This is a genomic window from Priestia sp. P5 (assembly GCF_029522155.1).
Classification (GTDB): Bacteria; Bacillota; Bacilli; order Bacillales; family Bacillaceae_H; genus Priestia; species Priestia megaterium_E.
In genome coordinates this window covers 69,814-83,384 of sequence record NZ_JAKWFJ010000005.1, presented here as the reverse complement: position 1 = coordinate 83,384, position 13,571 = coordinate 69,814, and the positions used below count along the sequence as shown (strand labels likewise).

The 13,571-nt window shown below is 38.1% G+C and carries 12 protein-coding genes; 10 read left to right on the top strand and 2 right to left on the bottom strand.

What is annotated here, in order from left to right; translation table 11 throughout:
• Window positions 1-61: 61 nt before the first annotated feature.
• The 7 genes from MMB69_RS24595 to MMB69_RS24565 all read left to right on the top strand — a co-directional run bounded on the left by MMB69_RS24595 (window position 62) and on the right by MMB69_RS24565 (window position 9,746).
• Window positions 62-832: a L,D-transpeptidase gene (locus MMB69_RS24595; RefSeq protein WP_098433062.1), complete on the top strand. Its 771-nt coding sequence runs from the start codon at window positions 62-64 to the stop codon at window positions 830-832.
• Between the two features lie 358 nt (window positions 833-1,190).
• A complete protein-coding gene (locus MMB69_RS24590; RefSeq protein WP_013055260.1) occupies window positions 1,191-2,729 on the top strand; it encodes a carbon-nitrogen hydrolase family protein in 1,539 nt (512 codons plus the stop codon).
• A gap of 112 nt (window positions 2,730-2,841) precedes the next feature.
• Window positions 2,842-3,396: a glycerol-3-phosphate responsive antiterminator gene (locus MMB69_RS24585; protein ID WP_028412593.1), complete on the top strand. Its 555-nt coding sequence runs from the start codon at window positions 2,842-2,844 to the stop codon at window positions 3,394-3,396.
• Window positions 3,397-3,574: 178 nt separating this feature from the next.
• Window positions 3,575-4,402 (top strand): MIP/aquaporin family protein, encoded by an 828-nt coding sequence (locus MMB69_RS24580; protein ID WP_028412592.1) that lies wholly within the window; start codon window positions 3,575-3,577, stop codon window positions 4,400-4,402.
• Window positions 4,403-4,469: 67 nt separating this feature from the next.
• Window positions 4,470-5,960, top strand: coding sequence for a glycerol kinase GlpK (glpK, locus tag MMB69_RS24575; protein WP_195695466.1), 1,491 nt, complete (start codon window positions 4,470-4,472; stop codon window positions 5,958-5,960).
• 186 nt (window positions 5,961-6,146) lie between these two features.
• A complete protein-coding gene (locus MMB69_RS24570; protein WP_221785172.1) occupies window positions 6,147-7,826 on the top strand; it encodes a glycerol-3-phosphate dehydrogenase/oxidase in 1,680 nt (559 codons plus the stop codon).
• A 165-nt stretch (window positions 7,827-7,991) separates the two neighbouring features.
• Entirely contained in the window at window positions 7,992-9,746 is a 1,755-nt protein-coding gene (locus MMB69_RS24565; RefSeq protein WP_221785171.1) for a phospho-sugar mutase, read from the top strand.
• A 34-nt stretch (window positions 9,747-9,780) separates the two neighbouring features.
• On the opposite strand, the gene MMB69_RS24560 is transcribed toward MMB69_RS24565, so the two are convergent.
• Together MMB69_RS24560 and MMB69_RS24555 are read right to left on the bottom strand one after the other, a co-directional pair.
• The gene (locus tag MMB69_RS24560; protein ID WP_221785170.1) at window positions 9,781-10,389 is read right to left on the bottom strand and encodes a biotin transporter BioY; all 609 of its coding nucleotides are present in this window, start codon (window positions 10,387-10,389) and stop codon (window positions 9,781-9,783) included.
• A gap of 210 nt (window positions 10,390-10,599) precedes the next feature.
• Window positions 10,600-10,851, bottom strand: coding sequence for a YhdB family protein (locus MMB69_RS24555; RefSeq protein WP_013055267.1), 252 nt, complete (start codon window positions 10,849-10,851; stop codon window positions 10,600-10,602).
• A 321-nt stretch (window positions 10,852-11,172) separates the two neighbouring features.
• Between MMB69_RS24555 and MMB69_RS24550 the strand changes: the two genes are divergently transcribed.
• The 3 genes from MMB69_RS24550 (at window position 11,173) to MMB69_RS24540 (ending at window position 13,536) form a co-directional block, all read left to right on the top strand.
• Entirely contained in the window at window positions 11,173-12,582 is a 1,410-nt protein-coding gene (locus tag MMB69_RS24550) for a SpoVR family protein (RefSeq protein ID WP_013055269.1), read from the top strand.
• Window positions 12,583-12,708: 126 nt separating this feature from the next.
• Entirely contained in the window at window positions 12,709-13,038 is a 330-nt protein-coding gene (locus MMB69_RS24545; RefSeq protein WP_277448560.1) for an antibiotic biosynthesis monooxygenase family protein, read from the top strand.
• A gap of 66 nt (window positions 13,039-13,104) precedes the next feature.
• Window positions 13,105-13,536 (top strand): Rrf2 family transcriptional regulator, encoded by a 432-nt coding sequence (locus MMB69_RS24540; protein WP_047931544.1) that lies wholly within the window; start codon window positions 13,105-13,107, stop codon window positions 13,534-13,536.
• The last annotated feature ends 35 nt before the right edge of the window (window positions 13,537-13,571 follow it).

Genomic DNA, 13,571 nt, shown 5'->3' with positions numbered 1-13,571 from the left:
GTTTGCCTTTCATCCTATACTTTTCTTATATAGATATAAGAGAAATTGGGGGAGTCAATAAATGAAAAAGGTGGCTGTTTTTTTTGTTGGGCTTATTTTTTTACTCGCGGGGATGGGTCTGACAGGCAATGCGTCTGCGGCGTCAAATCAACTTATTATTATTAACAAATCTACTAACACCCTTGCTTTTTATGATGGAGGAAAATTAGTAAGGACGTTCAAAGTTGCGACAGGGAGGCAGATGAGTTATACACCAGAGGGTACCTTCAGCATTGTGAATAAAATTAAAAACCGGCCTTATTATAAAGACAACATTCGGGGAGGAGATCCTAGGAATCCGCTAGGTGATCGCTGGCTAGGATTAAATGCGCGCGGAACATATGGAACGACGTATGCTATTCATGGAAATAATAATCCAAGTTCTATCGGGACTTACGCAAGTTCAGGGTGCATTCGTATGTATGATGAAGAGGTACGCTGGCTGTTTGACCGCGTTCAAACCGGTACAAAAGTAGTTATTGGTCAATTTCATTCTCAAAGTTTTGATTCAATCGCTGTTAAAAACAAATACAAAGTAAGCAGTGCTCCAGTCGCCCAGAATCTTTGTAAAACGAAAAAGCTCTCAAAAGGCCAAATTGGTTTTGTAACGATTCAATCACCGATGGTTTTGTTAAAAGAAGAAAAAGGAAAATGGGTAAAGATTCGTACGTTAAATCGCGGTGAACGCTATAATGTATATAAAATAAATGGCATTAAAGTCTCTTTAGGACCAGGATTTATTGAAAATTATCCTAATAAAAAAACATCCATAAAATTAGATATTTGCAAATAGAAAATGAGGCTGGGACAAAAGTATTTTAGCTAAGTGAAAAACGAGCCATTGATCAACATGTTTGATTGGTGGTTCGTTTTTTTATTATGGTGAACGTAGGTTTAATCTGTTTTGTTTCTTCTAGCAGTTGATGGGAGAGCAAGGCGAAGACTCCCGTGGAAAGCGAAGTTTTGGACGGAAATCAACAGCGTTGTCACAAGCTATTCATACGAGCCAATGCATTCATTTGTTCGTCTTTAGATTGGATTTATTTTGTTATGTTTTAACCTCATTTTTTGAATTTTTAATAATGTTTATTATAATAAAAAACAGGGAAACTAATTGCCTAATGAAGAGAGAGAAAGGGTTGTTTTAGCGTATGTCTACAATAGATTTATCAAAATTCGAGAAAAAAATGATTATTCGTAACATCAAACCGGACGATATAGATGAAATTTTAGCACTTCAAAAGCTATCATTCCCGGGAATGGATCCGTGGAAAAAAGAACAGCTTGAAAGTCACCTGGCCATTTTTCCAGAAGGACAAATATGTGCAGAGTACGACGGGGAAATTATCGGATCTTGTTCAAGCTTGATTGTGAACTTTGATGAGTACGATGATCAGCATACGTGGGACGATATTACAGACGAAGGATACATTACAAATCATAATCCGGAAGGCTACAATCTGTATGGAATTGAAGTAATGGTTCATCCAAAGTATCGCGGCATGAAAATAGGACGCCGCTTGTATGAAGCGCGTAAAGATTTAGCACGTGAATTGAACCTGAAAAGTATCATCATCGGAGGAAGAATTCCTAATTACCATAAGCATTCAGCTGAAATGTCGCCTAGAGAATATGTAGAGCAAGTTATTCATCATAAAATTTATGATCCAGTCCTATCTTTTCAGCTAATGAACGGATTTACGCTTATGCGTATAAACCCTGGTTATCTTCCTGATGATCTAGCTTCTAATAAGTATGCAACGCTGATGGAATGGAACAATGTAGATTACGTTCGCCGTTCAAAACGCCATTTTAAAACGTCATTCCCAGTGCGTATTTGTGTTGTTCAGTATATGATGAAACAGATCAATTCATTTGAAGAGTTTGCAACGCAGGTAGAATATTATACAGATGTTGCTTATGACGCAAAAGCCGACTTCTGCGTATTCCCGGAAATTTTCACAACTCAGCTAATGTCTTTCTTGAATGAAAAGATTCCAAGCAAAGCGGTTCAGCGCGTAGCAGAATATACGGAAGAGTACATTGAACTATTCACTAACTTAGCGGTTAAATATAACGTAAATATTATTGGAGGATCCCACTTCGTCGAAGAAGATAATGGAGATATCTTTAATATTGCGTATTTATTCCGCCGAGATGGAACAATTGAAAAGCAGTATAAAGTGCATATTACACCTAATGAAAGAAAATGGTGGGGAATTAGCCCAGGAGATAAAGTTGAAGTATTTGATACAGATTGCGGTAAAATTGCCATCCAAATTTGCTATGACATCGAATTTCCGGAGCTTGCTCGCATTGCTACCGATAAAGGTGCAAATATTATCTTTACACCATTCTGTACGGAAGACCGTCAAGGCTATCTGCGCGTAAGATACTGTTCTCAGGCGCGCGCGATCGAAAACCAAATTTATACGGTTATCGCAGGTACAGTTGGAAACCTGCCTGAAACAGAAAACATGGATATTCAGTATGCTCAGTCTGCTATTTTTGCACCGTCTGACTTTGAATTTGCACGAGACGGTATTGTAGGAGAATGTAATCCTAATATTGAAATGGTGGTTATTGGAGATGTAGATTTAGAAATTCTTCGCCGCCAGCGTCAATCAGGAACGGTTCGTCAATTAAAAGACCGACGCCATGACGTTTACAATATCAAATATAAAAAATAACTCAGTTTCTAAAACATCATGCAAATGCATGGTGTTTTTTATTTCAACTTTTGCCATAATAAAAACTATTACAATGAATTTTGTGGACTAACCATGGAAAAGAGGGGAAAACATGAGTTTTCATGGACAATCGGTATTACCCGCTGTTCGAGATATGAAGCAATTGGAAAAGTTTTTAGCAAGTAATTATGAGTACGGAGTTCTTTTAGACAATCAAGTGGGCATGCTAAAAGGAATCATGAAAGAAGTCCATAAGCATGAAAAAAAGCTAATCATTCATTTAGACTTAATTCATGGCTTAAAGCACGATGAATATGCGGTTGATTTTTTGTGTCAGGAGTTTAAGCCGGCGGGAATTATTTCGACAAGAACAAACGTTATTTTAAAAGCTAAACAAAGAGGGATTTATGCCATTCAACGGGTCTTTTTATTAGACAGCACGGCTTTGAAGAAAAGCTATGAGTTAATGAAGAAAGTAAAACCGGATTATATTGAGCTTCTTCCTGGAATTGTGCCCACTTTAATCCAAGAAGTTAAAGCTGAAACGGGCATTCCTGTGTTAGCTGGAGGTTTAATACGAACGGCAGAAGAAGTTCATAATGCTTTAGAAGCCGGGGCTTCTGCTGTTACAACATCAAATAGAGAACTGTGGAGTATTTCAACTTAAAAAAACTGTTTGACAACGCTTTCATCATCTAGTAAACTTCTAGATAAGTTAATAGATGTGAGGGAGAATAGGAGATCCACGGTATAGCCTTTTAATGATTTTATTAGGGGGATGTATGGTGGATTTTCTTATTTTCTTGTTATTTTAATCGTTTTCATACAAAGGGGAGGTTATTTATATGCAAGCATTCTTAGGAGAAATAATTGGAACAATGATTTTAATTATCCTTGGCGCTGGTGTATGTGCGGGCGTCAATTTAAAAAAATCGTTTGCTGCTAATTCAGGATGGATCGTTATCACAATGGGATGGGGAATGGCGGTAGCGATGGCAGCATATGCGGTTGGTAATATGAGTGGGGCACACTTAAATCCAGCGTTAACCGTAGCGCTTGCTATTACAGGTGATTTTCCGTGGTCACAAGTACCGATGTACATTTTAGCTCAGTTTATTGGAGCCATTCTTGGTGCAACAGTTGTTTATTTACACTATCTTCCACACTGGAAAGAAACAAAAGATGCTGGTACAAAATTAGGCGTATTCGCAACGGGACCAGCAATTGCTAACCCATTTGCAAACGTTTTAAGTGAGGCAATTGGAACGTTTGTATTAGTTGTAGGAATCTTAGCAATTGGAGCAAATAAATTTACAGATGGATTAAATCCTTTAGTAGTAGGATTTTTAATCGTAAGTATTGGTTTATCATTAGGAGGAACAACAGGCTATGCCATCAACCCTGCTCGTGATTTAGGACCTCGTATTGCTCATGCTATCTTGCCGATACCTGGCAAAGGCAGCTCGAACTGGAAATACGCTTGGGTGCCAGTAGTGGGTCCTTTATTAGGCGGATCAATTGGCGCAGTATTTTATCAAGCGGCATTCTTAAATAAAATGTCTAGCAGCTTATGGATTGTCTTAAGCATTGCGGTGATTGTTTTAGCTGTTATCTACGCTGTTTCTAAACAAAAGGCAGCACAAATTCAATCAGCAGTAGTACCAAAAAAATGAATGCGCTTTACCATCTAACTATGTACAATAAAGAAACGACACTATACAGAGAATAGGGGATATTGATATGGAAAAATTTATTTTATCTTTAGACCAAGGAACAACAAGCTCACGAGCAATGTTATTTAATAAAAAAGGTGAAGTTGTACATGTAGCTCAAAAAGAGTTTACGCAGTACTTCCCAAAACCAGGTTGGGTAGAGCATAATGCTAGTGAAATTTGGGGTTCTATCCTTGCTGTTATTGCATCTTGTCTATCTGAGTCAGGTGTTCATGCTGATCAAATTGAAGGAATTGGAATTACCAATCAGCGTGAAACAGCAGTAGTATGGGAAAAAGCAACAGGAAAGCCAGTATACAATGCAATCGTATGGCAGTCTCGACAAACGTCTGGCATTTGTGAAGAGTTAAAAGCAAAAGGATTAAACGATACGTTCCGCGACAAAACGGGATTATTAATTGATGCATACTTCTCGGGAACAAAAGTAAAGTGGATTTTAGATAACGTAGAAGGTGCACGAGAAAAAGCGGAAAACGGTGAATTGTTATTCGGAACAATCGATACATGGTTAATTTGGAAGTTATCAGGTGGAAAAGCGCATGTAACGGATTACTCAAACGCATCCCGTACGCTTATGTTCAATATCTACGATTTAAAATGGGATGATGAACTGCTAGATATTTTAGGAGTACCGAAATCTATGCTTCCAGAAGTAAAGCCTTCTTCTGAAGTATACGCTCATACAGTAGATTATCACTTCTTCGGTCAGAGTATTCCAATTGCGGGAGCAGCAGGAGATCAGCAGGCCGCTTTATTTGGACAAGCGTGCTATGAAAAAGGAATGGCGAAGAACACGTATGGAACAGGTTGCTTCATGTTAATGAATACGGGTGAAAAAGCAGTTAAGTCCGATCACGGTTTGTTAACTACATTAGCATGGGGGATTAACGGTAAGGTAGAATATGCGCTTGAAGGCAGTATTTTTGTAGCAGGATCTGCTATTCAGTGGCTTCGCGACGGTTTAAGAATGTTTAAAAATGCGGCTGAAACTGAAAACTATGCAACACGAGTAGAGTCTACAGACGGCGTATATATTGTGCCAGCTTTCGTAGGACTTGGAACGCCATATTGGGATAGCGATGTACGTGGAGCGATGTTTGGATTGACTCGCGGTACAAAAAAAGAACACTTCATTCGTGCAACGCTTGAATCACTAGCTTATCAAACAAGAGACGTATTAAGCGCGATGGAAGCGGACTCCGGAATTACATTAAAAACATTGCGTGTAGACGGAGGAGCAGTTAAGAATAATTTCTTAATGCAGTTCCAAAGTGATGTGTTAGACGTTCCGGTTGAGCGTCCTCAAGTGAATGAAACAACGGCTCTTGGGGCAGCATATTTAGCGGGTCTAGCGGTTGGCTACTGGAAAGATTGCGATGAAATTGCGCAGCAGTGGAATATGGAAAAATCTTTCGAACCAAATATGGAAGAAGAAAAGCGTGAAGAATTATATAGCGGCTGGAAAAAAGCCGTGCATGCAACAATGGCTTTTAAGTAATTATTTGATGAAAATCCTTTAATTAAAAGTGCATGTATGATATAATTTACTCAAGTTAATAAATTGGTTGGAGAATCGGAGAGACCACAGATCCATATGTAGGCATACTATATATGTGATTTGTGGTCTCTCTTTTTGTATATTGGAAAATTTTGATATCTTTGAAAAATGAAAGGGGAATGACGTATGTTTTCAAGTCAAACACGTTCGAATAAATTGGTAGACATGACACAAAATCAATATGATTTACTAGTAATTGGTGGGGGAATTACTGGTTCAGGGATTGCCCTTGACGCAACTCATCGAGGCATGAAAACGGCATTAGTTGAAATGCAGGATTTCGCAGCAGGAACATCTAGTCGTTCAACGAAGCTTGTTCACGGCGGTCTACGCTATTTAAAACAGTTTGAAGTTAAAATGGTAGCCGAAGTTGGTAAAGAACGTGCCATTGTATATGAAAATGGCCCTCATGTAACGACTCCGGAGTGGATGCTGTTACCTTTCCATACGGGTGGAACATTCGGTAAATTCTCAACTTCAATCGGACTGCGCGTATATGATTTCTTAGCTGGTGTAAAACGCTCAGAGCGCCGCAAAATGTTTAGTGCACAAGAAACGCTTAGCCGCGAGCCATTGGTGAAATCTAAAGACTTAAAAGGCGGCGGTTACTACGTTGAATATAAAACAGATGATGCACGTTTAACAATTGAAGTAGCTAAAGAAGCTGCCGCAAAAGGAGCAGATTTAGTCAATTACACAAAAGTGGAAAACTTCATTTATGATAAAGGAAAAGTAGTAGGGGCTGTTGTTCGTGATCAGCTTACGAATAAAGAATATAATATCTATGCGAAAAAAATCGTCAACGCTGCAGGTCCATGGGTGGACACGCTGCGTGAAAAAGATAATTCAAAAAAAGGCAAGCAGCTTCAATTAACAAAAGGAATTCACTTAGTTATTGATCAAGAGCGCTTTCCGTTAAAACAAGCCATTTATTTTGATACACCTGATGGACGTATGGTGTTTGCAATTCCGCGTGATGGAAAAACATATGTGGGCACAACAGACACGGTCTATAAAGAAGACGCTAGACATCCGCGTATGACTGTAAAAGACCGTCAATATGTTATTGATGCGATTAACTATATGTTCCCAACGGTTGATATTACAGTAGACGATGTGGAATCAAGCTGGGCTGGTGTTCGTCCACTTATTCACGAACAAGGAAAAGACCCTTCTGAAATCTCGCGTAAAGATGAAATCTGGACATCGGAATCAGGTTTAATTACGATCGCTGGAGGGAAATTAACTGGGTACCGTAAAATGGCTGAAATTGTCGTAAATCGCGTAGCTGAAGATTTTAAAGCAGAAGGACGCGAATTTGAAAGCTGTCAAACTAAACATTTACCGATTTCTGGAGGTAATGTAGGAGGTTCAGGTGGATTCCCAACGTTTGTAGAGCAAAAAGTCAAAGAAGGCATCAAACTAGGGTTATCACGTGACGCTGCTGAAAAGCTTGTAAAACGCTATGGCTCAAACGTAGATAAAGTATACCGCTACATGATTGAACGTCCGGATCAGCTAAAAAACAGCGACCTTCCAGCTAGTGTATTTCTGCAAATTCAATATGGCATCGAAGAAGAAATGGTTTCAAAACCAGTGGACTTCTTCATTCGACGTACGGGCGCTTTATTCTTTGATATCAACTGGGTAAGAAGCTGGAAAAAACAAGTGATTGCTCATATGGCCGAAGAGTTAAAGTGGACGCCTGAGCAAACAAAAGCTTATACGGATGAATTAGAACAGCACCTTCATGACGCAGTTGTACCAGTAGATGAAAAAGTTAACCGTATGACAGGTATTTCATGATAAAATAAAAAAGTACCTCAAAATTTGTCAATACAGCCATAATATAATAGCAGGAAGTCAAATTTTGACGAAGAAATATAATATGACTGTTAAAAAAAGAGAAAGACGATTACTCGTTTTTCTCTTTTCATACATATTTACATTTATATAAGGGGGCTTTTTTTTATGAGTTGGAAAGAAACGTATACATCTTGGGTTAATCATCCAAATTTAGATCCTGAATTACGTCAAAATTTAGACGCAATCAAAGGTGATGAAAAACAATTAGAAGATAGTTTTTACAAAACATTGGAATTTGGAACAGGCGGAATGCGTGGGGAAATTGGAGCGGGTACAAACCGTATGAATACGTATACAATCCGAAAAGCTTCTGAAGGCTTTGCTGAGTACATTAAACAAGCTGGCGAAGAAGCTATTAACCAAGGAGTAGTCATTGCATATGATTCTCGCCACAAATCCCCTGAATTTGCAATGGAAGCAGCAAAAACATTAGCAAGTCACGGAATTAAAACATATGTATTTGAAGAGCTAAGACCAACACCTGAACTTTCATTTGCAGTGCGTGAGTTAAACGCATTTGGAGGTATTGTTATTACAGCAAGCCACAATCCTCCTGAATATAATGGATACAAAGTATATGGTCCAGACGGTGGTCAGCTGCCGCCAAAAGAAGCTGATGAACTAGTTGGCTTTGTAAATGCTGTGGAAAATGAACTTACATTAGCTGTTCAATCTGAAGCGGAGCTAAAAGAAAAAGGTCTTATTGAAATGATTGGTTCAGCGATTGACGAAGCATACAATGAGAAACTAAAAACGATTTTAATTAATCCAGAGCTAGCTTCTGAAACAGGTAAAGACTTAAAAGTGGTTTTTACACCTCTACATGGTACAGCTAATAAGCCAGTTCGCAACGCGCTTCAATCCATCGGTTACGAAAATGTCACGGTTATTGAAGAACAAGAACTTCCTGATCCAAATTTCTCGACGGTTAAATCTCCGAATCCTGAAGAACCGGCTGCATTTGAATATGCTGTTCGTAAAGGAAAAGAAATTGATGCAGATATCTTAATCGCAACGGATCCAGATGCAGACCGTTTGGGAATTGCTGTCAAAGATCCAAGCGGCGAATATGCGTTATTAACAGGAAACCAAACGGGTGCTTTATTGCTTCACTATTTGCTTTCTCAAAAGAAAGAAAAAGGCGTGCTGCCTGCTAATGGCGTTGTGTTAAAAACGATTGTAACGTCAGAAATCGGCGCACAAATTGCTCGTTCATTTGGACTGCAAGTTGTTGACACTCTAACAGGTTTTAAATTTATCGGTGAAAAAATTAAGCAATATGAGCAAACGGGCGAGTATACATTCCAATTCGGTTATGAAGAAAGCTACGGCTATTTAATTGGTGACTTTGCTCGTGACAAAGATGCTGTACAAGCAGCCATTCTAGCAGTAGAAGCTTGTGCTTATTATAAAAAGCAGGGCATGACGCTATATGAAGCACTTCAGCAAGTGTTCACTAAATATGGTTTCTATCGTGAAGGTCTGAAATCTTTAACGCTTAAAGGAAAAGAAGGATCTGAGCAAATTAAGCATATTTTAGCTACATTTAGAAATGAGCCTCCTACGAATATTGCAGGATTAAATGTTTCGGTTGTAGAGGATTATACATTAAGTGAGCGTCAGCATATTAAAGCAGGAAAAGTAGAAGAAATTACATTACCAAAATCAAATGTATTAAAATATATCTTAGAAGACGGTTCTTGGTTCTGCCTTCGTCCGTCTGGTACAGAGCCAAAGGTGAAGTTCTATTTTGGCGTCGTGTCAGAAGATGAAGCGACGAGCATTGCCCATTTAGAAGCTGTACAAACAGCTGTAATGGGTGAAGTAGAACGTGTATTAGATAAAGTGAAAACGGTATAAAAGTAAAGCCTGCTCAAACTTGAGCAGGCTTCTTTTATGATACTTTATTTGATTGCGTATTTGACAAGTACGAAGAAGATCGTAGGGCTTTATAAATTCTCGGAGCAAGCATAGCCCCAAGAACAGTAAAAATAAGATCCTTTACCGCAAACCATGACATAATCTTCCAAGCGGCTGCATATGTCATTGCAGGAGCTTCAAGCCAGTAATTAACCGCTACATACATATACGTAGTACCAATTAAATAAATAACTGCAATACCAACTAGCGATGAAATTAAAAAGATAGAAAAAGTCGGCTTGCCGCGCATTTCCATAATTTTTCCTGTGATAAATGCAGCGACAATATAAGAAAGCAAAAAGCCGCCGGTGCTTCCAAATAAAATACTAATTCCTGCTTTAAATTGAGCAAATACCGGAGCGCCGGCAATGCCAATTAATACGTATACAATCATTGAAATAGAACCCATTCGACTCCCAAGTAAAAGTCCTGCTAATATAACAAAAAAAGGCTGAAGCGAAAGAGGCACGCCGCCTACTTGTAAAAAAGGTGCCCAAGAAGTAATATTTGCACCAATAGCCATAAGAGCTGCAAACATACCGGCTAATGTTAAATCTAATGTGCGAAACCTTTTAGTACTCATATATGTTCCTCCCAGTATGTACTGAAATATCTTAGCGTATGTACTGAAGATTGTACGTCGAATTCACTTTTATGTCAACGGTAAAAATAAATATGTTTACATATATTATTTGATGCTTTTTGAAATAAAGTATGCATATTTTTAGTGCAACATAAAAAAATAAAGAAGGGAATTCATCCCTTCTTTGTCCAAGTGTGTGTATCAAAAATACTAGTACAATGATTCTTCCAGAAGCTCCGGGTTGTGCTCCGAATATTCCGTTGCATGATCAATGTAGCGTAGTAAAGAATAGAGCTCTTCTTGAATGATGCGGTAGTTTCGTTCAAAATTGTAGGCGTGCAAAAAATGTTCAATCTTTTTTGAAAGAAAATCGTCGTCTGTTCGAACCATTAAAATTAATAAGTTATCCCATTGGGAACGGTGTGTGTAATATAAAGCTCGATCATAATCAATTACATCCATTAATAACGTTCCTCCTTTTGAGGAGTTGAAATTAGTGTATGATATTTGCAGGAATTCTTACGCTGTAAATGTTGGGCAAAAGACCAGTGCATAATTAAAAGAGGTTGTAGTCATTATGCAAGAAGAATAAACGTACAGCACCGGATAAATGATAAGAAGAGCAAAGAATGATGCAGCGTAACAGTTATATTACATCCATTATTTAAGACAACTAAGTAAAAATCCCCTTTTCTTGAAAAAATAAAGCTTCTTTTTGATGAAAACACATGAATTGACATGTTTGTACATAGATTGAAGTAAGGAGTGAAAGGGGGAGCTGTCGTGAAAGAAGCAGATTATAAGCAATTATACCGTGCGATTGATGAAATTACGGAAATAGCTAGCGGTTTCGGCTTAGATTTTTATCCGATGCGCTATGAAATTTGCCCGGCAGATATTATTTATACGTTTGGTGCATATGGGATGCCAACTCGTTTTTCACATTGGAGCTTTGGAAAACAATTTTACAAAATGAAATTACACTACGATCTGGGATTGAGTAAAATTTATGAATTAGTTATCAATTCAGATCCTTGTTATGCATTTTTATTGGATTCCAATGCGCTTATTCAAAATAAATTAATTGTAGCTCACGTGTTAGCCCACTGTGACTTCTTTAAAAATAACAGCCGTTTTGCCAACACTAAACGGGATATGGTAGAAAGTATGGCAGCGACCGCTGATCGAATTAAAGAATACGAAGTAAAGCACGGTAAGCGTGAAGTAGAAAAGTTTTTGGATGCTGTCCTATCGATTCAGGAACATATTGATCCGTCTCTTATGCGTGCCAAGCTTTCTTGGAGCATAGATGATGTAGAATCATCGGAAGAAGAAATCATTTCTCCTTACGATGATTTATGGAATTTGGATTATAAGGAAAAGAAAAAACCAAAACCTCCAAAATCTTTTAAAAAATTTCCGCCTCAGCCTGAAAAAGACATCTTATTATTTATCGAAGAATACAGTCCTTATTTAGAGGACTGGCAGCGGGATATTTTAACGATGATGCGAGAAGAAATGCTTTATTTCTGGCCGCAGCTTGAAACAAAAATTATGAATGAAGGCTGGGCTTCTTTCTGGCATCAGCGCATTATTCGAGAAATGGACTTAACGAGTGATGAAGCGATAGAATTCGCCAAGCTAAATGCAGGGGTTGTGCAGCCGTCTAAGACGGGAATCAATCCATATTATTTAGGATTAAAAATCTTTGAAGACATTGAAGAACGCTACAATAATCCAACAGAAGATATGATTCGCAGGGGCGTCGAGCCCGGATCAGGAAGAGAGAAGATGTTTGAGGTACGTGAAGTTGAATCAGATATTTCCTTTATCCGCAATTACTTAACAAAAGATTTAGTCATGCGGGAGGATATGTACTTATTCCAAAAACAAGGAAAAGACTATAAAATCGTCGACAAAGAGTGGACAGAAGTTAGAGATCAGCTTGTTAATATGCGCGTAAACGGCGGATTTCCTTACATCACAGTAACCAATGGAGACTATTTAAAAAATGGAGAGCTCTATTTAAAACACTGGTATGAAGGAATCGAATTAGATGTCAAATACTTAGAAAAAGTGGTACCGTACGTTCATCAGCTTTGGGGCCGCCCCGTTCATCTAGAAACGGTAATGGAAGGCAAGCCAATCGCCTTTACGTATGATGGAAAAACAGTGCATAGAAAACATTTGTAAAAAAGAAGACCGCTTAAACAGCGGTCTTTTTGTACTTCTGTAACTTGTTATCCGTATAAATTGAAAAAATAAAATGAGTATGCGATAATTAAATGAGAATTATTTTCATTTAGAAAGGAAGATAAGATGTTTGTTGTAAACGCAAGTTTTGAAACAGAAAAGAAATTTGAAGAACAGCTCAAGCAAAAAGCTAAGAAAAACAAAACAGAAATTGAGGCAGCCAAAGGAAATTTATCGTTCGAATGCTGGAAAAAAGATTCCACAGATAAAGTTGAATATGTCTTTGTATCCAAGTGGGAAGATAAGCAGTTCTTTCAAGCGTGGATCTCAAGAGAAGAACATGTGAACGAACATAAAGAAGCGAATAAAAAGAAAACGAAAGCATTTTCTGAAGCTATGGAAATCAAGAAAACGCTGCGTTTTTATGAGGCGGTAGAAGAGGACATTCTTTGCTAAAAAAGCATGCTTGACTTTCATAAATGTTGTAACTATAATGATTACAACAAAATAGGAGTGAGAGCAATGAAAATTAGCAGTCGATTCACCGTGGCCGTTCACATACTATCTTTAATTAAAGTAGATAGCAGTCACCCTAGTACTTCAGAGTGGATTGCTAGTAGTGTAAATACAAATCCTGTTGTTATAAGACGAGTAATTGGGATGTTAAAGAAAGCTGGACTCGTGGGTGTAAAAGCCGGGGCTGGCGGAGCGTATCTATTGAAAGATTTAGAAGAGATAACGTTGTTAGACGTTTATCGAGCGGTGGCGGCAGTGGAAGAAGGAGAATTGTTTCAAATGCATGAAAATCCGAATGTGGAGTGTCCTGTAGGAGCCAATATTCAAAGTGTTCTTGAATTGATTTTAAAACGTTCTCAAGATGCTATGGAACAAGTCTTAGCCGATGTGACGATGAAAGAATTAGTGACAGATTTAATAGTAAAAATAGATGCGTAATAACATGCTTCTGTTCGTAAAAAAACGGAGAAACC